A 23117-nucleotide genomic window follows, 5' to 3' on the forward strand; every position below is an offset into this window, starting at 1 on the left:
GCGCTGGCCGCGCGCGGTTGCGGCTGGCATAGTAGGGTTTTCGCACCCTCACCGCAGGACGCTACGCCATGCAAGACCAACACGCCTGGTCCGGCCGTTTTTCCGAGCCGGTTTCCGAACTCGTCAAGCACTACACCGCCTCCATCGGTTTCGACTACCGACTGGCCGAGGTGGACATCGAAGGCTCGCTGGCCCACGCCGCGATGCTGAACCGATCGGGCGTGCTGTCCGACGCCGATTTGGAATCGATCCGACGAGGCATGGCGGACATCCGCGACGAGATCCGCGCAGGCAAGCTTGAGTGGAGCGTGGACCTCGAAGACGTGCACATGAACATCGAGCGCCGGCTGACCGACCGCATCGGCGACGCCGGCAAGCGCCTGCACACCGGCCGCAGCCGCAACGACCAAGTGGCCACCGACATCCGGCTGTGGCTGCGCGGCGAGATCGACGCCACCGTCCATCTGTTCGGCGAACTGCAGGCCAGCCTGCTGGACCTGGCCGAGCAGCACGCCGACACCGTGATGCCCGGCTTCACCCACCTGCAGGTGGCGCAGCCGGTCACCTTCGGCCACCACTTGCTGGCCTATGTGGAGATGCTGGCGCGCGACGCCGAGCGGATGCAGGATTGCCGCAAGCGCGTCAACCGGCTGCCCTTGGGCGCGGCGGCGCTGGCTGGCACCACCTATCCGATAGACCGCCATTACACCGCCCAGCTGCTGGGCTTCGACGATGTCTGCCACAACTCGCTGGACGCGGTGTCCGACCGCGACTTCGCCATCGAATTCACCGCCGCGGCCTCGCTGGCGATGATCCACCTGTCGCGGCTGTCGGAAGAGCTGATCCTGTGGATGAGCCCGCGCGTCGGCTTCATCGACATCGCCGACCGCTTCTGCACCGGCTCGTCCATCATGCCGCAGAAGAAAAACCCGGACGTGCCGGAGCTGGTGCGCGGCAAGTCCGGCCGCGTCGTCGGCCACCTGATCGCGCTGATCACATTGATGAAGGCCCAGCCCTTGGCCTACAACAAGGATAATCAGGAGGATAAGGAACCGCTGTTCGACACGGTGGACACGCTGCAGACCACGCTGCGCATCTACGCCGACATGATGCGCGGCGTGACGGTGAAGCCGGAGGCGATGCGCGCGGCGGTGCTGCAGGGCTACGCCACCGCCACCGACCTGGCCGATTACCTGGTCAAGAAGGGCCTGCCCTTCCGCGACAGCCACGAGGTGGTGGCGCTGGCGGTGCGCCATGCCGAAGGCCTGGGCGTGGATCTCGCCGACCTGCCGCTGGCCAAGCTGCGCGAGTTCTCGGCGTTGATCGAGGATGACGTGTTCGGCGTGCTGACGCCGGAGGGCAGCCTGGCGCAGCGCGACCATGTCGGCGGCACCGCGCCGGCCCAGGTGAAGGCGCAGATCGCCCGCCACCGCGGCCGTCTGAGCTGAGCCTCCCGGCTCGCGCGCGAACCCTCCTGCGGGAGGGTTTATTTTTTGGTTTAAAATAAGACTATTATTTAAAACCAATTATCAATTCCGCATAGCCGGAATTGCACGCGCGGAGAGTCGATGAATCCCCTGCAGCCACGCCGTCGCCATCGCCTGTCCCATTTGATGTTCGCCCTGCTGGTGGCGGCCCTGCCGTTTGCCGCGACGGTGCCCGCGTTGCTGTGGCAGGAGCGGCAGGATCTCCAGGCTTCCGTGCGGCAGCAGGTGGACCAGGGACTGGAACTGGTGGACGGCATCCTCGACCAGGCCGACGAGGCCGCGCGCATTCTGCTGCCCTTGGCCGGCGGATCGTGCGACAAGGCCGTCTATTCCTTGCGCCGCCAGGTGGCGGTCGCGCCTTTCGTGCGCAGCACCGTGCTGCTGGACGGCGACAACGTCTATTGCTCGTCGCTGAGCGGCAGCACCCGCTGGGCGATGCCGGCGCGCGGCTTCGTGCAAGGCAGGATGCAGCTGCTGTCCGGCAACGCGGTGACGCCCAAAGTGCCGCTGCTGTATTACCGGCTCAATCGCGGCGGCGATGCGGCGGTGGCGACGGTGGACGGACGCTATCTGCAGCTGGCCCTGCAGGACGTCAGCGACCGCATCCTGGTGTTTATGCAGGTGGGAGACCATTGGCTGGGGCCGCGCCGCTACGGCGAAGGAGCGATGCCCGCGCGCGGGCAGGTGGAGGAAATCCGCCACTCCAGCCGCTATCCGTTCACCGTGCGCTCAAGCTACGACGTGCCGGCCTGGCACCGGCATCTTTGGTCGCATCATGCGCCGCTGACCGTGATCCTGCTGCTGCTGGGCCTGTCGGCCGGCGCGACGCTGTACTGGCTGCTGGGGCGGCCGGCCTCCTTCACCGACGAATTGCGGCGGGCGCTGGCCAACGACGAGTTCGAAGGCTATCTGCAGCCCATCGTGAAGCCCGGCCTGCCGGACTGGCGCGGCGCCGAGGTGCTGATGCGCTGGCAGCATCCGCGCGAGGGGCTGATCCGGCCCGACCTGTTCATCCCGCGCGCCGAAGAAAGCGGGCTGATCGTCGAGATGACGCGGCGGATGATGGACGCCGTGCTGGCCAAGCTGGCCAAACTGCCGCTGGCGCCGGACTTCCACCTGGGGGTCAACATCAGCCGCGCTCATTTGCAGGAGGGCGGTCTGTACAGTGATTGCCAGCGCTGGGCGGGCCTGCTGGCTGAAAGCGGCGCGGTGCTGACGCTGGAGCTGACCGAGCGCGAAATGGTGGCGATCACGCCCGAGGTGGAGGCGCTGTTCCGCCGCCTGGACGCGCTGGGCGTTCGGGTGGTGCTGGATGATTTCGGAACCGGCCATTCCAGCCTGGTGTATTTGCAGCAGCTGACGGTGGGCGGCTTGAAGATTGATCAGAGCTTCGTCGCCGGCATCGGCAGCGACGGCCTGTCAGGCCACATCGTCGACAGCGTGGCCGAACTGGCGGCCAAGCTGGGCCTGGCGACGGTGGCCGAGGGCGTGGAGACCGCCGAGCAGTTCGACTACCTCAGCCGCCTGGGGGTGAACTGGCTGCAAGGCTTCTACATCGCCCGGCCGATGCCGCTGGACGAGTTTGTCCGCCGCGTTCGCCAGGGCGGCACCTGGCAGCGCTGAGCGGCGTTGCGGCCAGCATGCCGCATGGGTAGACTGGCCGGCTCCGCGCCGGCTGTCGGCGCGCTTTCCCACGCAGAAACCATGAACGCGAAAACCATAGGCGTCGCCGGCGTGACCGTGCCCGGCGCCGTAGACTGCCTGTCCAAGATCCACCGCCTGTGCGCGGACCGCTTTCCCCATCACCATCATCCGCGCTTCGCGCTGGACCAGCCGGATTTCGGCGTGGTGCATCAGGCCCAGGACGACGACCGCTGGGATGTGGTCGCAGATTCCATCGTCGGCTCGCTCACTCGGCTGGCCGGCGCCGGCGCCGAACTGGCGGTGATCCCGGCCAACACCGTGCACCTGGTGGTGGACGACATCCGCGCCCGCTCGCCCATTCCGCTGATCAGCATCCTCGACGTGGTGGCCGACGCCTGCGCGGCGCGGGACCTGAAACGGGTGGCGATACTCGGCACCCGCTGGACCATGGCGCGCCGCCTGTACCAGGCGCCGCTGGCCGCGCGCGGCATCGAGGAGGTGATACCCGATGAGGCGCAGCAGGCGGCGATCCAGCGCGCCATCTTCGAAGAGCTGGTGCCCACCGGCCGTGCCAGCGCAGCCACGCTGGCGGCGCTGCTGGAAGTGGTGGCAGGGATGAAGGCGTTGGGCTGCGACGGCGTGGCGCTTGCCTGCACCGAGCTGCCGCTGGTGTTGAACGACGCCAACTGCGGCGTGCCGGCGATCGACACCACCCTGGTCCTGGCCGAGGCCGCGTTGGCGGCCGCCTGCGCGTAGCGCCGCTTAGCTCGCGCCTGCCGCGCGGCGGTATTCGCCCGGCGGCAGGCCGGTCAGCCGCTTGAACGCGCGCTGGAAGGCGGCGTCGCTGTCGTAGCCGACCCGCGCCGCGACTTCCGCCAGCGGAAGCCAGCTTTCCCGCAGCAGCGTCCGGGCGCGCTGAATGCGCCAGCCGGTCAGATGATTCAGCGGCGTATCGCCCACTCGGGCGCGGAAATGGCGGGCGAAGGCCGAGCGCGACATGCCGGCGCGCGCCGCCATGCTCTCCAGCCTCCACGGCGCGGCCAGGTCGGAGTGGACGGCCTGCAATAGCGGCGACAGCCGGCGGTCGGCCAGCGCCCCCAGCCAGCCGTCGCCTTGGCTGGACAGGCAGTGGATGCGCAGCAACACATCCACCAGTTTTTGCACCACCAGCCGCGAACCCAGCGCCGGGGCGGCGTTCTCGCGCGCGATCATCTCCAGCGCCGCCCGCAGCAGCCGTGCCGGCTCCTCGTCCAGCCGAAGGTGCAGCACCGGCGGCAGCAGGTCCATCAAGGGCGCGCCGGCGGCGGCGTCGAACACGAAGCGGCCGGAAACGATGCCGGTCTCCTCGCCGTCGCCGCTGAAGCGGATCACGCCGTCGCAGCGGCCGGCGAATACCGTCTCGCATGGCGGCGTCTCCCGGCCGGCCTCGTCCATCAGGCGGAAGCGCTGGCCGCCGCTGACGATGAACAGGTCGCCGGCCGCCAGCGGCAGCGGCTGATCCAGGCCCGCGCCGTCAAGCAGGCAGCGGCCGTGGGCGACGATGCCGAAGCGCGCCGACACCTGGTGGGAGAAGTCTATGCCCCACGACGCGCGCGCTTCCAGCCGCGCGTACAGAGCGCTCTCCACCCGCATCGCGGGCAGGTCCATGGTGAAATCCGGCGCCCGGCCGTGGCGAAGCGCTGGTGCGGGTGCGCGCCAGTTCGTTGAACTACCGCGATTTGGCGCTGCTGAGCGGCCAGTACCCGATCAGCTGGCGCGATGGGCTGGTTCCCCTGTCCGACGGGGCGGGCGAGATCGTCGCCTTGGGCGAGGGCTGCAACCGTTTTCAGCTGGGCGACCGGGTGTGCAACACCTTCTTCCCGCAATGGTTCGGTGGGCCGTTTCCCATTGAGCAGGGCGCGCGCCAGTACGGCAGCAATCTGGACGGCTGGCTGTGCGAATACAAGGTGGTGAGCGAGGAGGCGCTGGTGCGCGTGCCGGATCACCTCGACTGGGCCGCCCTGACCGGCCCGCAACCGGTCAAGGCCGGCGACACGGTGCTGGTGCAGGGATCGGGCGGCGTGTCGCTGTTCGCCTTGCAACTGGCCAAGGCGATGGGCGCGCGGGTGATCGCCACCACCTCCGGCGCGGACAAGGCGGCCAGGCTGAAGGCGCTGGGCGCGGACGAGGCGATCGATTACCTCGCCGTGCCGGAGTGGGGCGCGCGGGCGCGCGAGCTGAACAGCGGCCTGGGCGTGGACCTGGTGGTCGAGGTGGGCGGCAAGGGCACGCTGGAGCAGTCGCTGGCGGCGGTGGCGCCGGGCGGCGAGATCGCGGTGATCGGCTTCCTGGCCGACGGCGCGGCGGAGCTGGACTTCATGCGCTACTTCCTCAGCGGCGCCACGCTGCGGCGCATCGCGGTCGGCCACCGCGAGGGGATGGAAGCGATGTTGCGGGCCATCGCCCGGCATCAGTTGCGGCCGGTGGTGGACCGGGTGTTCCCGTTCGGCGACGCGCGCGCGGCCTGGGAGCATTTCCTCGCCCGCCGCCATTTCGGCAAGGTGGCCATCGTCCACTGAGCCCGGCGCGGCCGCCGTTGTGGCGGCCAGGGGGCCGCCGGCTTCGCAAACAGGCGGAAAGCCCGGGAAATTTGCGGTTCGCATTTGCTATCGGAGGGAAAAATATGTTACTAAAGTAACGTGATTTTCGATTCCGAATAGTTATGAGCCGCTCTCCACGACACGACAAAATCCTGCAGCTGGTTCGCGAAAACGGCTTCATGCCCATCGAAGAGCTGGCCCGCCTGCTTGATGTCACACCGCAGACGATACGGCGCGACATCAACCAGCTGTGCGAGGCCAATCTGCTTCGCCGCTACCACGGCGGCGCCGCGCTCGGTAACAGCGTGGAGAACGAGGACTATTTTGCTCGCAAAGGAAAGTTTCAGAGCGAAAAGGCCCATATCGCCGACATGATCGCGCGCAGCATCCCCGATCACGCCTCGCTGTTCATGAGCATAGGCACCACCATCGAGGCGGTGGCGCAGGCGCTGACGGCCACCCACAAGGGGCTGCGCGTCATCACCAACAACATCCACGTCGCCTCCATCATGTCCACCAACCCGGACTTCACCGCGATGATCACCTCCGGCACCGTGCGCGCGTCGGACGGCGGCATCACCGGCGTGGCGACGCTGGATTTCATCAACCAGTTCAAGGTGGACTACGCGATCATCGGCGTGTCCGGCATCGAGACCGATGGCTCGCTGCTGGATTTCGACTACCGCGAGGTACGCGTCGCCCAGGCGATGATGAACAACGCCCGCCACCGCTACCTGGCCGCCGACCACAGCAAGTTCGGCCGCAACGCGCTGGTGCGCATGGGGCACATCAGCGAGTTCCACACCGTGTTCACCGACGCCACGCCGCCGGAGCCGGTGGCCAAGCTGTTGGAAGAGCACAACGTCAGGCTGGTGTTGTCCGAGGCCTGACAGCCATGAAAAAAGGGCGCCGCGCGGCGCCCTTTTCCTTTGCCGGCGCGGCCGCGCCGGATGCTTTCCTTACATCCTGGCCAGCGCCTGCTTGGCCTTTTGCGCGGCGTCGGTCTTCGGATACAGCTTGATCAGGCGGCGGTAGGTGTTCTTAGCCTGATCCACCTGGCCCAGGTCGCGCTGGCAGTTGCCGATATTGCGCAGCGCGTCCGGCGCGAAGTGGTTGTTCGGGTATTGCTCGACGAAGCGGCGGTGGATGTCGATGGCGGCGTCATACTGGCGCAGCGCGGTGTGGGCGACGCCCAGCCAGTAGTTGGCCTCAGCCGCTTGCGGCGCCTGCGGGTTCTGCTGGATGAACAGCGACAGCGCGTTGATCGCGTTGGGGAAGTCGCGCGCGCGCAGGAGGTTCAGCGCCTTGTCGTAGTCGGGGCTGGCCTGGCTGTCGCCGGCGGCGGCTTGCTGGGCGGAGGGCTGCGAGGCGTCGCGCTTGCCGGGCGCGCCTTCCAGGTGCGACAGGCGGCCGTCCAGGTCGTTGTACAGATCGTTCTGGCGCTTCTGGGTGGTTTGCAGATTGTAGTTCAGCACTTCGACGTCGCCGCGCAGCTTGGCGACCTCGGCCTTCAGGGTGTCGACCTGGCTGACCATCTCCAGCAGCTTCTCGTTGGACAGCTTGCTTTCCACCGCGCTGATGCGGGTGGACGCCTGCTGGTTCACCTGCGCCAGCTGGCGGCGGGTCTCCTCCAGGTCGCTGGTGCTGGCGCAGCCGTTCAGGATCAACAGCAGGGCGCTACTGATGGCGATGCGTTTCATGGGCGTTCCGATGGATGAAGATTGCCGGACATCATAACGGTTCGGCCGCCGTTTGGCAGCCGCCCGCGGATATCCGGCAGGGCGAGGACGGCGGGTGGCCGGGAAGCCGCCCGCTTCAGGCGCTTACTGGCCCTGGTAGACGATGTCGGCGCGGCGGTTTTCCGCGTAGTCGGCGTCGCTGTGGCCGGTGGCCTTCGGCTTTTCCTTGCCGAAGCTGACGGCTTCCAGCTGGCTTTCCTTCACGCCCAGCACTTCCATCGCGTGCTTGACGCTCTCGGCGCGGCGCTGGCCCAGGGCCAGGTTGTATTCGCGGCTGCCGCGGGCATCGGTGTTGCCCTGAATGATCACTTTCTTGTCGTGGCCCTTCAGGTAATCGGCGTGGTTGGCGACGGTGTTCTTGCCTTCGCCGTCGACGGCGGAGGAATCGAAGCCGAAGTACACGCTGCGCTTGGCCAGCGGGCTGTTCGGATCGTTCAGCGGATCGACCGCGACCTGGCTTTGTTCGCTGCCCGAGCTCACCGGGGCCTGGGTGGTCGGCGTCTGGGCGGCGGGCGCGGCCGGGGTTTCAGCCGGCTTGGTGCTGGCGCAGGCGGCGAGCAGAGTGGCGACGGCGGTGGCGAGTGCGAGTTGCTTCAGGTTCATTGTTGGCTCCCATCAAGGATTATTGAACGGACCCCATGCCGGGTCCTGAACATCACCGTTGAGCACGGCCAGTTTCACCTTGCTGCTGCCGTCGGCGGTTGCCGCGTACAGCACGCTCTGTCCGCCGGCGTCGCTGGAATACAGCACCATGCGGCCGTTGGGCGCGAAGCTGGGGCGCTCACTGTAACTACCGTCTGACAACTGCCGGCTGTCATTAGTTGCCAGATCTTGCGACATCACACGGAAATTGCCGGCTGAACGGCGAATATAGACCAGGGTCTTGCCGTCCGGCGACAATTTGGGCGAAACATTGTAACTGCCCTCCCAGGTGACGCGTTGCGCGTCGCCGCCGTTCACCGGCACCCGGTAGATCTGCGGGTTGCCGCTGCGGTCGGAGACGAAGTAGACCATGGAGCCGTCCGGGCTGAAGGCCGGCTCGGTGTCGATGCCGCCGTTGTACATCAGGCGGCGGGCGGAGCCGCCGGCGGCGTTGATGATGTAGATCTGCGAGTTGCCGCTGGTGGTCAGCACCACGGCCAGTTTGCTGCCGTCCGGGCTCCAGGCCGGGGCGGAGTTGCTGCCCTTGAAGTTGGCCACCGCGCGGCGCTGGCCGGTGGCCAGATCCTGCACCCATACCACCGGCTTCTGGCTGGCGAAGGAGACATAGGCGATGTAGCGGCCGTCCGGGCTCCAGCTGGGCGAGATGATGGGCTCGGTGGAGCGCAGGATGGTCTGGCTGCGCTGGCCGTCGACGTCGGAAATCTGCAGCGCGAAGTTGCGGCCGGATTTCAGCACGTAGGCCAGCCGGGTGTTGAAGAAGCCCTTCTGGCCGGTGATCGCCTCGTAGATCATGTCGGCGATCGCGTGCGCCACCTGGCGGCTGCGGTCCGGCGTCACGGTGAATTCGCCGCCGGTCAGTTGCTTGCGCTGCGACGCGTCCATCAGCCGGAAGCTGATCTTGATCTGGCCGCCGCCGGCGCTTTCCACCTTGCCGATGGAGATGGACTGGGCGCCGGCCGCCTGCCACAGCGGGTAGCGGATGTCGGCCGGCTCGAACGGCACGTTGGCGACGGCGGACGGGTCGATCAGGCGGAAGGCGCCGGATAGCGCCAGATCGTTGCGGATCACCGGCGTCAGGTTGCCCTGGGTCGGGCCCTCGTCCTTGAACGGCAGCACGGAGATGGCGTGGCGGCTGGCGCCGCCGCCTACGATTTCGATGTTCAGTTCGGCGTGGGCGCAGCCGGCGACCAGCATCGCCGCCACCAGCACGCCCCGCAGCAGGGCTTTCAAACTCGGCATGGCTTCCTCAGGGCTTTGTCGCGTCCGCTCAGCGCGGACGGAACGTCAGGGTAAACGTGCGGTAGCCGTCGTTGAAGTTGGCTCCCGCCGGCAGTTTGGGGAAAGTCTTGGCCTCCCAGACCGCGCGTTGCACGGCATCATCATAGGCCGGAACGCCGCTGCTTTTCACCAGTTGCACCGCTTTGACCTCCAGTGTCGGCAGCAGCGTCACCCGCAGCACCGCGGCGGGGTTGCCGGCGATTCCGGGCGGAACCTGCACCAGCGGCGTCACTTTGGCCTTGACCAGGTCTATCCAGCCGGCGTTGACGCCGGAGCCGTTCACCGCGCCGCCGGCCACCCCGTGCTTGCTGCCGGCCTGGTCGCTGCGCGCGTTGGGCTTGCCGCTGGTGCGCGAGCTGTCGAGGCTGGAGAGCAGATCGTCGGCCTCGTTGTTGTAGGCCTTGGCGGTCTTGTGGCCGGGCTTGGCCGCGGGCGGCGTGTGGGTCTTGGCTTCTTTCTTTTCCGGCGCTTTTTCCGCCGGCTTGGCCTTTTCCGGGGCCTTTTTCTCCGGCTCGGCCGGTTTGGGCTCGTGCTTGGGTTTTTTCGGCTCGGGCTCGGCCGCCGGCTTGGGTTCCGGTTTTGGCGTCTCTTGTTTGGGCTTGGGCGCGTCCTTCTTGCCCAGGTTGACCTCGGCCGGCGGCGCTTCGACCACCGGTTTGGGTTCCGGCGCCGGTTGCGGCGCGGGGGCGGGCGCGACCGGCGCGGTCACGGCCGGCGGAGGGGGAGGCGCGGTAGTCCACAGCTCCAGCGCCAGCGGCGCCGGGCTCGGCGGCGGCGTGGTCTGCAGCCCGCCCCACAGCAACAGGCCGATCACGCCGGCGTGGAACAGCGCCGAGGCGATGAAGGTCCAGGGACGCGGCGAGGCGGACGATTGCGGCTTCATTGCTTGCTGATTTGCTTGACGGTCAGCGCCACGCGCTTGATGCCGGCCTGGTGCAGGCGGTCGGCGATCTTCACCACTTCGGCGTATTTGAGGTTGGCGTCGGCGGAGATGGCCACCGGGCGCTGCCCGGCGCCGGCCAGCGCCTGCAATTGGCTGGCGAGGTCGTCCAGCGAGTCGACGCGGGTTTTCTGCTCGCCGTCCACCAGTTCGATCTTGCCGGCGGCGTCCACAGTGACCTCCAGCGGACGGACGTCGATGGCGGGCGCCTCGGAGACGCTGGGTACGTCGATCACGCCCGGCGTGAACATCGGGGCGGTGACCATGAAAATCACCAGCAGCACCAGCATCACGTCGATATAGGGCACGACGTTCATCTGGTTCATCTGGCGGCGGGGGCGGCGGTTCAGCATGACGGTGACGGGGTAAGCTCGGTCAACAAACGGCCATCATAGCACCGGCGAGGGGGCCGGCGCTGTGGCCAAAACGTTACAGACCATCCGGCGATGGCGAAAGTTCATGCGCGCCGGCTAGCGGCGGGTGCACAGCGTCAGGCCGTCGCCTATCGGCAGCACGCACATGTGGACGCGCGGGTCGGCCTTCAGGCTGGCGTTGAACGCATGCACCAGGTGCACGCCGGGCGGATCTTCCGGCTTGGGCTCCACCACGCGGCCGGACAGGAAGATGTTGTCGATGGCGATCACGCCGCCTGGGCGCACCAGCTCGAGACAGGCTTCGTAGTAGTCGCGGTAGGACGGCTTGTCGGCGTCGATGAAGGCGAGGTCGAAGCTGCCGGCCCGGCCGTCGGTCAGCAGCTCGCGCAAGGTGCTCAACGCTGGCTGCAGCCTCAGGTCGATGCGGTCGGCGACGCCGGCCTTGGCCCAGTATTCGCGGGCGATGGCGGTGAAGGCTTCGCTGACGTCGCAGGCCACCACCTGGCCATCTTCCGGCATCGCCAGCGCCACGGTCAGCGCGCTGTAGCCGGTGAACACGCCGATTTCCAGGTAGCGGCGCGCACCGATCAGCCGCGCCAGCCAGCCCATGAACTGGCCCTGGTCCGGCGAGATCTGCATCTTGGCCAGCCGGTGGCCGGCGGTGAATTCGCGCAGTTCGCGCTGCACCGGATGCTCGGCGACGGCGATGTCGAACAGGTAGGCTGAGAGGGCGCTGCTGAGCGCCACCGTGTGGCGGGTCATGTTCGGGCTTTCAAAATGACGAAACGCCCGCGAAGGGCGTCGGGAACGATTCAGGCGGCCTTTATTCCGGCTGGTAGACGTAGGCCTTCTGCGGCACGCTGGATTCCTTCCAGCGGCGCTGGTCGTCCAGATTGAGCTCGCGGTCCCACAGCGTCAGGCGCAGCTCGCGGCGCTCGCTGTCCACTTCCGGGTTCTTGTCCAGGAAGCCATTGATGAACTGGGTGAATTCGGACTGGTACATCGTACCCTCCATGGTGGCTGATCGGACAATTTTAATCGATTCGCGGCCATGCCGCCACGCCAGCTCAGTCGCCCTCGCCCTCGCCGTACAGCATGCACTCGATGCGCCGGTCGGGAACCAGCCACATCAGCGCCACCGCCAGGTACAGCGCGCCGGCCAGCCAGGGCTGGTACCAGGCGAGGCCGATCGCCAGCAGGTAGCACAAGGGCGAGATCTTGCCCTTGATGTCGCCGCCCAGCGCTTCGGACAACCGGGTGCGGTTGCCGGGCAGGCACAGCAGCGCCTGCTGCATGATCCACCAGGCGATCGCGCACATCAGCAGCACCGCGCCATACAGCGCCACCGGCAGCGGCGCGTAGTGGTTTTCTCCCATCCAGCCGGTGACGAAGGGAATCAGCGACATCCAGAACAGCAGGTGCAGATTGGCCCATAGCACCCGGCCGTCGACCCGGCGGGCAGCGTGGTAGAAGTGGTGGTGGTTGTTCCAGTAGATGCCCACGTAGACGAAGCTGAGCAGGTAGCTGAGGAACACTGGCAGCAGCGGCGCCAGCGACTGCAGATCGGTGCCGTGCGGCACCTTCAGCTCCAGCACCATGATGGTGATGATGATGGCGATCACGCCGTCGCTGAATGCTTCCAGGCGGTTTTTTTCCATGCGGGTCTCGTGCGGATGGTCCTGACTGGAATGTAGAGCCGCGCGGCGGCTTCGGCAACGGACGGCGTCAGCCTGGCCTGGCGGCGCGGCAGGGCAGGCGGACGCGGGCCTGGTAGCGGTCGCCGCGCCGCTCGGCGGCGAGAGAAGCCTCGGCGTCGTACAACAGCGCCAGCCGCTCGCGCAGGTTCTCCAGCGCGATGCCGCTGCCGGCGGTCGGCGCGGCGTCGGCCGGCAGCGGATTGTCCAGCGCCAGCTCCAGCAGGCCGCCGGCGACGCGAGCGGAGATGACGATCTCCACCTCGCCGGCCACGCGCTCGGCGCCGTGGCAGATGGCATTCTCGGCCAGCGGCTGCAGCAGCAGCGGCGGCAGCTCGACGTCCGGCGGCGCGTCGACGCGCCAGCTGACTGTCAGCCGCGGCCCCAGCCGTTCGGACTCTATCGCCAGGTACATCTTGGCCAGTTCGATCTCGCGCGCCAGCGTGGACAGCCTCTCCGGCGCGGCCATCTGGGCGCGGAACAGCTCGGCCAGGTTTTCCAGCACCGTTTCCGCCTGCTGCGGCCGCGAGCGGATCAGCGCGATGGCGGCGTTCAGGCTGTTGAACAGGAAATGGGGGCGGATGCGCGCCTGCAGCGCGGTCAGCCGCGCCTCGGCCAGCGCCGGCGACAGCGCGCGCTGGCGCAGCGCCAGATAGTGCAGCAGCAGCGGGGCCGCCGCCATCGCCAGCGCCGCGGCGGTCCAGGTTCGCGGCCAGTCGTCCTGCAGCCGCCATTGGCACAAGGCGAAACTGGCGCCGGCGATCAGCGCCACCCAGGCGGCCCCGCGCCGCCGCCGCGACAGCCAGGGAGCGGCCAGCGCCAACAGCGCCAGCGACAGCAGGCTGCCCGGGACCAGCGCCAGCGCCGATTGCAGCCAGCGCCACAGCGGCTGCTCGGCCGTCAGCGCGAGCAGGCCGTCGGCGCACAGCAGCAGCGCCGGCAGCTGCAGGATGCGCAGCATCACGCCGGGTTGGCGGAAATCCGGCAGCGGCGTCGGAATCGGGCGGGACATGGCGGGTCTCCGGGGGCGATGCTGCGATGATAGCGCCCGGCGATGGAAACCGCCGCCGTATATAAAGAAAAGCGAAGGCAGTCCGTTGCCCGCTCCGCCCCTGGATCAGCGCAGCGGCTTGATGAGCCGGGGCTGATCTGGCGCAAACTTGCTCGCGAACGGCGGTTTTCCCTGCTTTACAACCCTGCCGCGCCGGCGCTAGTGTCAGCTTTGAATAATATCAGATAAATCTAATTTGCATCGCTGCCTGACGGCGAGCGATGGACCCGCTTGTCGAACGGTCGACGCACGGTTCCGCTGGATGGATTTATTGCGCCGCGCAATGCCTTTGACATGTCCGATTTCCCGGTTGAATCAAGCCTGTCAGACGATATACGGTAGCCAATATATGGCTTGCATAATGCGGCGCAGCATGCATTTAATGATTTCCAAGCGATCGTTCCCAACCGCCGCGCACGACCGTTCCCGTTTCTGATTTCACCATCCACTTGCAGGAGATATCCTATATGAATATCGTCATTCCGGCCGAGCGGCTGGCCGGCGAGCACCGTGTGGCGGCGACGCCGGACACGGTGAAGAAGCTGGTCGGCGCCGGCCACGCCGTCGCCGTGGAACAGGGCGCCGGCCTGGCGGCCGCGCTGCCTGACGCCGCCTTTGTGGCCGCCGGGGCGACCATCGCCGAGCGGCGGCAGGAGATGCTGGCCGCGGCCGATATCGTGCTGGCGGTGCGGATGCCCGAGGCCGCCGACGTGGCCGCGCTGAAGCCCGGCGCGGTGTTGGTCGGCATGCTGGCGCCGTATCAGAATCCGCTGCTGCCGCAGTTGGCGGCGCAGCGGGTGTCGGCTTTCGCGCTGGAGCTGCTGCCGCGCACCACTCGCGCCCAGAGCATGGATGTGCTGTCCAGCCAGAACAACATCGCCGGCTACAAGGCGGTGCTGCTGGCCGGCCAGTTCTACCCCCGCTTCATGCCGATGCTGATGACCGCCGCCGGCACGGTGAAGGCGGCCAAGACGCTGGTGCTGGGCGTCGGCGTCGCCGGCTTGCAGGCCATCGCCACGGCCAAGCGGCTGGGCGCGGTGGTTGAGGCCTACGACGTGCGCCCCGCCACCCGCGAGCAGGTGGAATCGCTGGGCGCCAAGTTCGTCGAGGTGCCGATGTCGGATGAGGAGAAAGCCGCCAGCGGCGGCGTCTACGCCCGCGAGATGTCGGCCGATTTCCAGGCGCGGCAGAACGCGCTGATCGCGCAGCGCGCCGCCGCCGCCGACATCGTCATCTCCACCGCGCTGATTCCCGGCAAGCCGGCGCCGCGCCTGCTGTCCGCCGACGCGGTGGCGGCGATGAAGCCGGGCTCGGTGATCGTCGACCTGGCCGCCGAGGCCGGCGGCAACTGCGAGCTGACCCGTCCCGGCGAGGCCTGGCTGACCGACAACGGCGTGCATCTGGTGGGCCTGACCAATCTGCCCGCGATGCTGGCGGCCGATGCCTCCAGCCTGTACGCGCGCAACCTCCAGACCTTCCTCGGCCTGCTGCTGACGCCGGAGGGACTGAAAATCGATCTCGAAGACGATCTGGTGGCCGCCACTCTGGTCGCCCACCAGGGCGAGCAGCGCTTCGGCGCCGTCGTCCGTCCGGCCGAGGCCGCCAATCACGACAAGGAGCCGCACCATGGCTGATCCCTTCATCACCAGCTTCACCATTTTCGTGCTGGCGGTGTTCGTCGGCTATCACGTGGTGTGGAACGTCACGCCGGCGCTGCACACGCCGCTGATGGCGGTGACCAACGCCATCTCCGGCATCATCGTCGTCGGCGCCATGCTGCAGGTCGTGGATATCAACGGCCAGGAGCTCACCGTCACCTCGGTGCTGGGCGCCATCGCCATCTTCCTTGCCAGCATCAATATCTTCGGCGGTTTCCTGGTCACCCAGCGCATGTTGGACATGTTCAAGAAGAAAAACAGGGGATGACGATGCAGAATGTTTCGGCTGTTCTTTATCTGGTCGCCGCGGTGCTGTTCATCCTGGCGCTGAAGGGCTTGTCCAGCCCGGCTTCGGCGCGGCGCGGCAATCTGTACGGCATCGTCGGCATGGCGATCGCGGTGCTGACCACGCTGCTGATCATCGACAAGCCGGTGCTGGCGCTGATCGCCGGCGCCATCGCCGCCGGCGCGGTCGTCGGCGCCTGGAAGGCGCGCACGGTGGAGATGACCGGCATGCCGGAGCTGGTGGCGGCGATGCACTCGCTGGTGGGCCTGTCCGCGGTGCTGATCGCGGTGGCGGCCATCTTCCACGGCGGCGTCGAGCACACGCCGGTGCAGAAGGTGGAGTTGTTCATCGGCGCCTTCATCGGCGCGATCACCTTCACCGCCTCGGTGATCGCCTACGGCAAGCTGTCCGGCCGCTTCGGCGCCAAGGCGATCAGCTTCGCCGGCCAGCATCCGCTCAATCTGCTGCTGGCGCTGGCCATGGTCGGCTTCGGCGCGGCCTATTTCTTCACCGACAGCCAGGCTGCTTTCCTCGCCATGGTGGCGGTGGCGCTGGCCCTGGGCGTGACGCTGATCATCCCGATCGGCGGCGCCGACATGCCGGTGGTGGTGTCGATGCTGAACAGCTACTCGGGCTGGGCGGCGGCCGGCATCGGCTTCACGCTGAACAACCCGGTGCTGATCATCGCCGGCGCCTGCGTCGGCTCGTCCGGCGCCATCCTGTCCTACATCATGTGCAAGGCGATGAACCGCTCCATCGTCAGCGTGCTGTTGGGCGGCTTCGGCGCCGAGGCCGTCGCCGGTCCGGCCGGCGACGCGGGGCCGGCCAAGGCCTACAAGGCCGGCAGTGCCGAGGACGCCGCCTTCCTGATGGCCAACGCCGATCAGGTGGTGATCGTGCCCGGCTACGGCCTGGCGGTGTCGCGCGCGCAGCACGCCTTGCAGGAATTCGCCGAACTGCTGCACGAGCAGGGCGTCGGCGTCCGCTACGCGATCCACCCGGTGGCGGGCCGGATGCCGGGCCACATGAACGTGCTGCTGGCCGAGGCCGAGGTGCCGTACGAGCAGGTGCTGGAGATGGAGGAGATCAACGCCGATTTCTCCACCACCGACGTGGTGCTGGTGATCGGCGCCAACGACGTGGTCAACCCGGCTGCGCAGAAGGACAAGCAAAGCCCCATCTACGGCATGCCCATCCTGGAGGCGCACAAGGCGCGCAACGTCATCGTGGTCAAGCGTTCCATGAACGCGGGATACGCGGGGCTGGACAACGAGCTGTTTTACATGGATAAAACCATGATGGTGTTCGGCGATGCCAAGAAAGTGGTGGAAGACCTGCTCAAGAACGCTGTGCACTGAGCGCTCGTCCGCCGTCCCGAACGCCCGCCATTGGCGGGCGTTTTGCCGTCCGCAGTCATGGAAAAGGAAACCCGCATGCCTTCTCTCGGCGCCCTGTTGATCAGCGGCAGCATGATGCTGCCGACTCAAGCCTTGCCCGATCTGCAACACACCGAATGGCGGCTCCAGTCGCCGGCCCAACCGGCGCCGCAGCCTACCCTGAGCATCTCCGACAGCCGCATCAGCGGCTTCGCCGGCTGCAACCGCTTCACGCTGGGCATAGACGAAGACGGCCGCCACCAGGTTTCCACCACCCGCATGGCGTGCGCGCCGGAGGCGATGGCGCGCGAGCAGGCCTTGCTGAAACTGCTGGGCGCGCCATTCCGCCTGCTGCCGTCTTCCGATGGCCGCTATCTGACGCTGGCGGCCGGCAAGACCGTCTACCGCTTTGCGAAAGCGGACGCCGCCCAGGCGGCCGCTCCGGTTGCGCCGCAGGCGGCGTGGCGGCCGCGGGCGGGCGAGCAATACTGGTACGCGACGCGCGGCGATTGCGCGGACGGCGCCTGCCTGCGGTTGCGCGGCAATGAGGGCGAGCCGTGGCGCGACTACCATGGCGAGATCGCCGGCTTCATGCCCGAAGCCGGCCGCAGCTACTACCTGAAACTGCAAGGCGAGCCGGAACTCGGCGGCGGCACCGCGCTGCAATTGGTGAAAGTGATCTACCAGGAGACGGTGACGCCGGTTGTCGATTGACGGAACCTGTGAGCTCCTCAGGCGTCATAGTCTGTTTCTTGTTCAGGATATCGCGATGTCTTACCGACTGACCCTGCTGGCGCTCGGCGCCGTCTTGCTGGCCGGCTGCGCCAGCCCCACCGCTCCGGTTCGCCAAGGCCCCGCGCCGACGATGGAGCAACTGCAAGGCGAGTGGAAGCAGACCGGCGCCGGCGACAAGGGCATCCTGCTGCGCATCGACCAGCAGCGGCTGTTCGCCAAGGCCGGCTGCAACGGCATGTTCGGCCCGGCCGCGATCGACGGCGGCAAGCTGCGCGCCGAGCGCCTGGCCTCGACGCTGATGATGTGCCCGCCGGAGGCGATGCAGCGCGACGCCAAGCTGTCGCGCCAGCTGGAAGCCGGCATGGATGTCAGCCTGGACGGCGAGCGTCTGAAGCTGTCCGACGGCAAGGACGCGCTCACCTTCGAACGCCAGCCGCAGGGCGAGGTCAAGTTCATCTACGTCGCCGCCGAGCGCAAGGCCTGCACCGGCGTGGCGCCGATGCAGTGTCTGCAGGTGCGCGCCGACAAGTCCAAGCCCTGGGAGCTGCACTACGGCGAGATTGAGGGCTTCCAGCCCGAGCCTGGCGTGGCTTACCGGCTGCGGATCAAGGAGGTGAAGGTGGACAATCCGCCGGCCGACGCTTCGTCCATCCGCTGGATTCTGGATCTGGTGGTTGAGCAGGAAGTGGTCAAACACTGACTGACAAAGTACAGCACAATGCATTTCCATCATCCCGTGGAAAATATCGAATTCGATATCCCTGACCGTTGGTGGATCGAGGCCGGGGCGGATCGCTTTAAAAGATCCGCCTCCTCCTTTCCCTCCTCATCCACACCTGCATGGCCAACCCAACTTGTTTCAATTGCAGACGTCACGGCGCCACGACGAAATAAAGGCATTGTTGGTCTTGGAGAAGAACGAACGATCTCGCTGCTACGAGCGATGGTTACTGGCCTTGAACTTCCTCCTTTAGAAGTTCACCAGCCACCTGATGCAACTAAGTTTGTTGTCCGAGACGGCTTTCATCGTTATTTCCTCTCGATTGCACTTGGTTTCTCCAAGCTGCCAGTTTCGGTGCGGCCATATTTCGATATCAATACGCCCTAACTGCCAGTCAAAATATGAATTTTTCATGTTTTGCAAACCAAATTCGCATGTCCCGCAAAGGGTCCTGCTCGAGCGCTGAATAGCCGCTCTGCTACAATCGCGGCATTGAAATTGCAGGAGGCCGCCATGAGCCTGATTCCCGAAATCAAACCGCAGCAATCGCTGGAATTGCTCAAAGAGCTGCACATCCTCACCCGCGACGGCAAGATCAACCAGGACACCCGCCGCAAGCTGAAGCAGGTCTACCACCTGTATCAGTTCATCGAACCCTTGATGGCCGACGTGTTGGAAAGGAAGGGCTCGATGACGCTGGCCGACCACGGCGCCGGCAAGTCCTACCTCGGCTTCATCCTGTACGACCTGTTCCTGAAGGACAAGGCCGCTGGGCATGTCTACGGCGTGGAGACGCGGCAGGAGCTGGTGGACAAGTCGCGCGAGCTGGCCGACCGCCTCGGCTTCGGCCGCATGGGCTTCCTCAACCTGACGGTGGAGCAGTCGATCACCTCGACCGAGCTGCCGGAACAGGTGGACGTCATCACCGCGCTGCATGCCTGCAACACCGCCACCGACGACGCCATCCGCTTCGCGTTGGCCAAGAACGCCCAGTACATCGTGCTAGTGCCGTGCTGCCAGGCCGAGGTGGCGTCGGTGCTGCGTCAGAAGAAGAACGAGACCTTCGGCAAGACGCCGTTGTCCGAGCTGTGGCGCCATCCCATCCATACTCGCGAGTTCGGCAGCCAGCTGACCAATGTGCTGCGCTGCCTGCAGCTGGAGGCGCGGGGCTACCAGCTGACCGTCACCGAGCTGGTGGGCTGGGAGCACTCGATGAAGAACGAGCTGATCATCGCCAAGAAGACCGGCAAGGGCAAGAACAGCGCCCGCGAGCGCCAGCTGGCCATTCTGGACGAATTGAACCTGATGGACCTGCGCGAACGCTTTGCCTATTGATGGCGTCGCGATGCGGCGGGACGTTCGTTCCGCCGTCTGGTTTTCTTCCTAGCGCGCCGCCGCCGGGACGAACTTGAACTCCTGTATCACCACTTCCACTTCCTTGCCGTCCGCCGGCGGCTTGCCCTGGAACAACCACAGGTTCAGATGCACCGGCAGCGGCTGTTGCGGCACGCGCCGCGCCGCGTCGACCGGGTTGAAGCGCCAATGAGCGATGGGATAAAGGTCGCCGTCCTGGAAACCGTGCAGCGACTGGTAGTCGACCGCGGCCGCGCTCCAGTCGAAGCGGTGGGTGCTGTAATCACCGCCCAGCGCGAAATCGAAGGTGTAGGAGGTGGGGGCCGGGCCCGGCCGCGCCGGGTAGACGGTGTAGTTGCCCATCGGATTGGCCGGGCTGCCCCAGCGCGAGAATTCGATGTCGATCTCGTTGCTGCCGTCGGGGCCGACGTCCGGCGTCGGGTAGTTGAACAGGCCCAGCACGATGTTGGGGTCGAACTGGTCGGGCCGGCCGATCAGCTTGAACTGGTAGCGGCCGAAGCCCAGTCGTTGCGGCAGGTAGAGTTCGGCGGCGGTCCATTGGCCGCCGTGCTTGGCGATTTTCAGGTGCAGCCGGCCCTGGGCGTCCAGCCAGACATTGTTCTCGTCCCAGACATTGGGGCCCGGGCCGCTGCTGCCCTGGTTGCGCACTTCCCAGTCGTAGCCGGAGAAGCGGAGGGTCTTGGCGGCGGCGGGCTGAGCGAAGGCCAGCGCGGCCGATAGCGCGCAGCCGAGCGCGAACGCGGTTTTCATGACGGCGGTTCCTGTGGGGGAAAACCGCCATGGTGCCACGGGCCGCGCTTGGCGGGCGGCCCTTCAGTTCGTCTGGACAGTCCGGTTGTGGACTTTTTTCTACAAGCGGAAGCGCGCGGTGACGTTCTGCAGATTGTGCGACAGCGCGTTCAGCTCGCTGGAGGTGGTGGCCAGTTCCTCTACGGTGGCGCTGTTGGATTCGGCCATCTGCGACACCTGCTCCATGCTCTGCGCCAGGCTGAGGCTGGCGGTGCGCTGCTCGCCCAAGGCGCTGGTGATGTTGCCTATGGTGCCGACGATGTCGCGGGTGCTGCCTTCTATCTCCCCCATCGAGTCGCTGGCCTCGCGCGCGCTGCCGGAGACGGCGTCTACGCTGGATAGGCTCTGCTCCATGCTGCCCACCACTTTTTCTACGCCCTGCTGGATCGCGCGGATCATCTGGGTGATTTCTTGCGCCGAGCTGGCGGTGCGCTCGGCCAGCTTGCGCACCTCGTCGGCCACCACGGCGAAGCCGCGTCCCATCTCGCCGGCGCGCGCCGCCTCGATCGCCGCGTTCAGCGCCAACAGGTTGGTCTGGTCGGCCACGTCGCGGATCACGGTGACGATGTTGCCGATGCGCTGCACCTCGCCGGTCAGGGTGCGCATTTCTTCCGAGGTGGCGGCCACCGCGGTGCTGACCGACTGGATCTTGCCGACCGAGGCCTGCACCGCGTGGCCGCCGCGGCCTGCGAGGTCGCCGGCGTCGCGGGCCTGGCGCGAGGCCTGGTCGGAGTTGTCGGCGACGTGGTTGATGCTGACGGTCAGCTGCTCGATGGTGGCGGCGGCTTCGGAGGTGGCTTCGGATTGCCGCTGCGCGCTGGTGGCCACTTGCTGCGCCATGCTGGACAGCTGGTGCGCGGAGTCGGATACCTGATTGGCGTTGTCCTGGATGCTGGCCACCACTTCGCGCAGTCCCTGGCGCATGTTCTGGACGTTGCGGGCGATCTCCATCGCCTCGTCGCGCGATACCGGCAGCGCTTCGTCGGGGCCGGACAGGTCGCCCTGCTGGATATTGCGCACCAGCGTCACCGATTTTTTCAGCGGGGTGGTCACCAGGTTGGAGATGAACAGCGCCACCGCCACCGACAACACCAGCGCCGCGGCGGCCGATCCCAGCAGAATGCCTATGGTTTGCCGGTACGCGCTCTTGCTGTCTTCCACCGCTTGCCGCACCCGATCGTTCTGGTAGGCGGTCAGTTCGGTCAGCGTTTTCATGAAGCCTTCGTTGGCGGGCACGAAATGCTGTTTGAGAAAGGCCTGGGCCTCGGCGTCCTTGTTGGCGCGCGTCAGCGCGTACAAGGGCGCGTATTGGGCGGACAGCGTTTCCCGCGCCTGCAGCGCCCGGGTCAGAATCTCGCGGCCTTTGGGCGAGACCAGCGTCCGGTCCAGTTCCTTCAGGTAATCGGTGTTCTGCGCGCGCAGCGTCTCGATCTTGGCGATGACGGCGTCGACTTCCTGAGGGCTGCTGGCCATGATGGCGTCGCGCACCTTGCGCGCCACGTCATAGCTGACCAGCACGATCTTGTTCGCCAGCTCGGCCTTCGGGTAGCGGTTCTCGGTGATGTCCTGGATCTGAGCTTCTATGATGTTGAGCTTGGAGATCGAGGACAGCACGATGGCGGCCAGGATCACGATCAGCAGGCCGTAGCCAGTCAGGAGCTTTTGTTTGACGGAGAGTTGCGACAGCATGGGTTTCTCCCATTGGGCGGCGCATGGCGGAGGGGAAATGTCTGTATATCAACTGCTTACATGCGTCGCATGCATGAAAAATAGCCAGATTCCGAGGGATAAGCAAAAAATCCCCCAGCCGTTCGGCCGATTAGCGGATGGACGGCGGCGGTTTCCCTTCCCTTCCCGGCGCGATTGCCTAAGCTCAAACCTGCTAAACCGGCAAGGGGAGAGCATCGATGCAGGTGGGCGAGATTTTCGACAAGGCCTCGGGCAAGCTGCCGATGGTTCCCAAGGTGGTGCAGGAGCTGGTGGCCAGCTTTCACCGGTCGGACGTCAATATCGGCGACATCACCGACAAGGTGATGCACGACCAGGTGCTCAGCGCGCGGGTGCTGCGGCTGGCCAACAGCGCGCGTTTCGGCAGCAGCCGCAGGGTCGGCTCGCTGGACGACGCGGTGATCCTGCTGGGCTTCGACAACCTGCGGGTGCTGGTGATCGCCTCCGGCGTCACCGGCGCCACGCTGGGCATCAGCGGCTTCGACATGAAGGCGTTCTGGCAGCGCAGCTTCGCGATGGCCAACACCGCCAAGCTGCTGGCCAGGCTAGCCGGGCTGGATCCGCAGCTGGGCTATACCTGCGGCCTGCTGGCCAATATCGGCGAGCTGGTGTTGTACGTCGCGGTGCCGGAGCAGGCGCAGCAGATAGACCGCATCGTCGCCGGCGGCGCTGACCGCATCGCCACCGAGCGCATGCTGCTGGGCCTGGATTTGACCGAGCTGGGCGCTGAGCTGGCGCGGCGCTGGAATTTCCCCGACGAGATCCAGGGGGCGATCTACCGCCAGCACGACCTCTTGAACGACGAGGCCTCCCCGTACGCGCTGCTGATCGGCCTGACCTCCTTCGTGGTGTCCGGCTTCCGCCACGGCATGAGTCCAGAGGACATGCTGTCCAGCCTGCCGGAGGGCGTGCTGGAGCGGCTGGGGCTGGACAGCGACCGCGTCGCCGGCTCGATCGAGCCGCTGCAGCAGTCCAGCACCCTGGTCGACGACCTGTTCTAG

The 23117-nt window shown here is 66.7% G+C and carries 25 protein-coding genes and 1 pseudogene; 14 read left to right on the forward strand and 12 right to left on the reverse strand.

Features of this window, described 5'->3' with window-relative positions; genetic code table 11:
• Positions 1–68 precede the first annotated feature (68 nt).
• From argH to VA599_RS08970, 3 genes are all read left to right on the forward strand, one after another.
• Complete coding sequence (gene argH, locus VA599_RS08960) at positions 69–1448, forward strand: argininosuccinate lyase (RefSeq protein ID WP_021478815.1); 1380 nt, start codon at positions 69–71, stop codon at positions 1446–1448.
• Positions 1449–1568: 120 nt separating this feature from the next.
• Positions 1569–3110 carry an EAL domain-containing protein gene (locus VA599_RS08965; protein ID WP_346788315.1) on the forward strand — a complete coding sequence of 514 codons (1542 nt, stop codon included), beginning with the start codon at positions 1569–1571 and terminating at the stop codon, positions 3108–3110.
• Positions 3111–3191: 81 nt separating this feature from the next.
• Positions 3192–3887 carry an aspartate/glutamate racemase family protein gene (locus VA599_RS08970; protein WP_346788316.1) on the forward strand — a complete coding sequence of 232 codons (696 nt, stop codon included), beginning with the start codon at positions 3192–3194 and terminating at the stop codon, positions 3885–3887.
• Between the two features lie 6 nt (positions 3888–3893).
• Here the strand turns inward: VA599_RS08970 and VA599_RS08975 are convergent, their stop codons facing one another.
• A complete protein-coding gene (locus tag VA599_RS08975) occupies positions 3894–4778 on the reverse strand; it encodes an AraC family transcriptional regulator (protein WP_346788317.1) in 885 nt (294 codons plus the stop codon).
• Between the two features lie 29 nt (positions 4779–4807).
• Here VA599_RS08975 and VA599_RS24150 point away from each other — a divergent pair.
• From VA599_RS24150 to VA599_RS08985, 3 genes and pseudogenes are all read left to right on the forward strand, one after another.
• Positions 4808–5101: pseudogene (locus tag VA599_RS24150) on the forward strand (alcohol dehydrogenase catalytic domain-containing protein); the annotation flags it as partial.
• On the forward strand, positions 5081–5689 hold the full coding sequence (locus VA599_RS08980; protein ID WP_429838610.1) for a zinc-dependent alcohol dehydrogenase family protein: 609 nt from the start codon (positions 5081–5083) through the stop codon (positions 5687–5689). The pseudogene VA599_RS24150 and the gene VA599_RS08980, both read left to right, overlap by 21 nt.
• A gap of 143 nt (positions 5690–5832) precedes the next feature.
• Complete coding sequence (locus tag VA599_RS08985; protein ID WP_021478820.1) at positions 5833–6600, forward strand: DeoR/GlpR family DNA-binding transcription regulator; 768 nt, start codon at positions 5833–5835, stop codon at positions 6598–6600.
• Positions 6601–6669: 69 nt separating this feature from the next.
• Here the strand turns inward: VA599_RS08985 and ybgF are convergent, their stop codons facing one another.
• The 9 genes from ybgF to VA599_RS09030 all read right to left on the reverse strand — a co-directional run bounded on the left by ybgF (position 6670) and on the right by VA599_RS09030 (position 13410).
• A complete protein-coding gene (gene ybgF, locus VA599_RS08990; RefSeq protein ID WP_021478821.1) occupies positions 6670–7410 on the reverse strand; it encodes a tol-pal system protein YbgF in 741 nt (246 codons plus the stop codon).
• Positions 7411–7533: 123 nt separating this feature from the next.
• Positions 7534–8052, reverse strand: a complete 519-nt coding sequence (pal, locus tag VA599_RS08995) for a peptidoglycan-associated lipoprotein Pal (protein WP_346788319.1) — start codon at positions 8050–8052, stop codon at positions 7534–7536.
• Between the two features lie 12 nt (positions 8053–8064).
• Positions 8065–9351: a Tol-Pal system beta propeller repeat protein TolB gene (gene tolB / locus VA599_RS09000; protein WP_346788320.1), complete on the reverse strand. Its 1287-nt coding sequence runs from the start codon at positions 9349–9351 to the stop codon at positions 8065–8067.
• Positions 9352–9379: 28 nt separating this feature from the next.
• The gene (gene tolA, locus VA599_RS09005) at positions 9380–10273 is read right to left on the reverse strand and encodes a cell envelope integrity protein TolA (protein ID WP_346788321.1); all 894 of its coding nucleotides are present in this window, start codon (positions 10271–10273) and stop codon (positions 9380–9382) included.
• Positions 10270–10683: a biopolymer transporter ExbD gene (locus VA599_RS09010; RefSeq protein ID WP_021478825.1), complete on the reverse strand. Its 414-nt coding sequence runs from the start codon at positions 10681–10683 to the stop codon at positions 10270–10272. The genes tolA and VA599_RS09010 overlap by 4 nt, the downstream gene beginning before the upstream one ends.
• Positions 10684–10800: 117 nt before the next feature.
• Positions 10801–11466: a class I SAM-dependent methyltransferase gene (locus tag VA599_RS09015; protein ID WP_021478826.1), complete on the reverse strand. Its 666-nt coding sequence runs from the start codon at positions 11464–11466 to the stop codon at positions 10801–10803.
• A 61-nt stretch (positions 11467–11527) separates the two neighbouring features.
• Entirely contained in the window at positions 11528–11707 is a 180-nt protein-coding gene (locus VA599_RS09020; RefSeq protein ID WP_046155298.1) for a DUF3460 family protein, read from the reverse strand.
• Positions 11708–11771: 64 nt separating this feature from the next.
• Positions 11772–12362, reverse strand: coding sequence for a TMEM175 family protein (locus VA599_RS09025; protein ID WP_346788322.1), 591 nt, complete (start codon positions 12360–12362; stop codon positions 11772–11774).
• Positions 12363–12429: 67 nt separating this feature from the next.
• On the reverse strand, positions 12430–13410 hold the full coding sequence (locus VA599_RS09030; RefSeq protein WP_346788323.1) for a sensor histidine kinase: 981 nt from the start codon (positions 13408–13410) through the stop codon (positions 12430–12432).
• 506 nt (positions 13411–13916) lie between these two features.
• Between VA599_RS09030 and VA599_RS09035 the strand changes: the two genes are divergently transcribed.
• The 7 genes from VA599_RS09035 to VA599_RS09065 all read left to right on the forward strand — a co-directional run bounded on the left by VA599_RS09035 (position 13917) and on the right by VA599_RS09065 (position 19560).
• Complete coding sequence (locus VA599_RS09035; RefSeq protein ID WP_346788324.1) at positions 13917–15083, forward strand: Re/Si-specific NAD(P)(+) transhydrogenase subunit alpha; 1167 nt, start codon at positions 13917–13919, stop codon at positions 15081–15083.
• The gene (locus VA599_RS09040) at positions 15076–15375 is read left to right on the forward strand and encodes a proton-translocating transhydrogenase family protein (RefSeq protein WP_021478831.1); all 300 of its coding nucleotides are present in this window, start codon (positions 15076–15078) and stop codon (positions 15373–15375) included. The genes VA599_RS09035 and VA599_RS09040 overlap by 8 nt, the downstream gene beginning before the upstream one ends.
• A gap of 2 nt (positions 15376–15377) precedes the next feature.
• Positions 15378–16751, forward strand: coding sequence for an NAD(P)(+) transhydrogenase (Re/Si-specific) subunit beta (locus tag VA599_RS09045; protein WP_031296922.1), 1374 nt, complete (start codon positions 15378–15380; stop codon positions 16749–16751).
• Between the two features lie 75 nt (positions 16752–16826).
• Positions 16827–17483 carry an META domain-containing protein gene (locus VA599_RS09050; protein ID WP_346788325.1) on the forward strand — a complete coding sequence of 219 codons (657 nt, stop codon included), beginning with the start codon at positions 16827–16829 and terminating at the stop codon, positions 17481–17483.
• Between the two features lie 55 nt (positions 17484–17538).
• Complete coding sequence (locus VA599_RS09055; RefSeq protein ID WP_346788326.1) at positions 17539–18204, forward strand: META and DUF4377 domain-containing protein; 666 nt, start codon at positions 17539–17541, stop codon at positions 18202–18204.
• 18 nt (positions 18205–18222) lie between these two features.
• Positions 18223–18612 (forward strand): ParB N-terminal domain-containing protein, encoded by a 390-nt coding sequence (locus VA599_RS09060; RefSeq protein ID WP_346788327.1) that lies wholly within the window; start codon positions 18223–18225, stop codon positions 18610–18612.
• 126 nt (positions 18613–18738) lie between these two features.
• Positions 18739–19560 (forward strand): class I SAM-dependent methyltransferase, encoded by an 822-nt coding sequence (locus VA599_RS09065; RefSeq protein ID WP_346788328.1) that lies wholly within the window; start codon positions 18739–18741, stop codon positions 19558–19560.
• 48 nt (positions 19561–19608) lie between these two features.
• On the opposite strand, the gene VA599_RS09070 is transcribed toward VA599_RS09065, so the two are convergent.
• The gene (locus VA599_RS09070) at positions 19609–20349 is read right to left on the reverse strand and encodes a glycoside hydrolase family 16 protein (protein ID WP_346788329.1); all 741 of its coding nucleotides are present in this window, start codon (positions 20347–20349) and stop codon (positions 19609–19611) included.
• Between the two features lie 99 nt (positions 20350–20448).
• On the reverse strand, positions 20449–22077 hold the full coding sequence (locus VA599_RS09075; protein WP_346788330.1) for a methyl-accepting chemotaxis protein: 1629 nt from the start codon (positions 22075–22077) through the stop codon (positions 20449–20451).
• A gap of 218 nt (positions 22078–22295) precedes the next feature.
• Here VA599_RS09075 and VA599_RS09080 point away from each other — a divergent pair, with 218 nt between their 5' ends.
• A complete protein-coding gene (locus tag VA599_RS09080) occupies positions 22296–23117 on the forward strand; it encodes an HDOD domain-containing protein (protein ID WP_021478838.1) in 822 nt (273 codons plus the stop codon).

Source organism: Chromobacterium indicum, assembly GCF_039708975.1.
Classification (GTDB): domain Bacteria; phylum Pseudomonadota; class Gammaproteobacteria; order Burkholderiales; family Chromobacteriaceae; genus Chromobacterium; species Chromobacterium piscinae.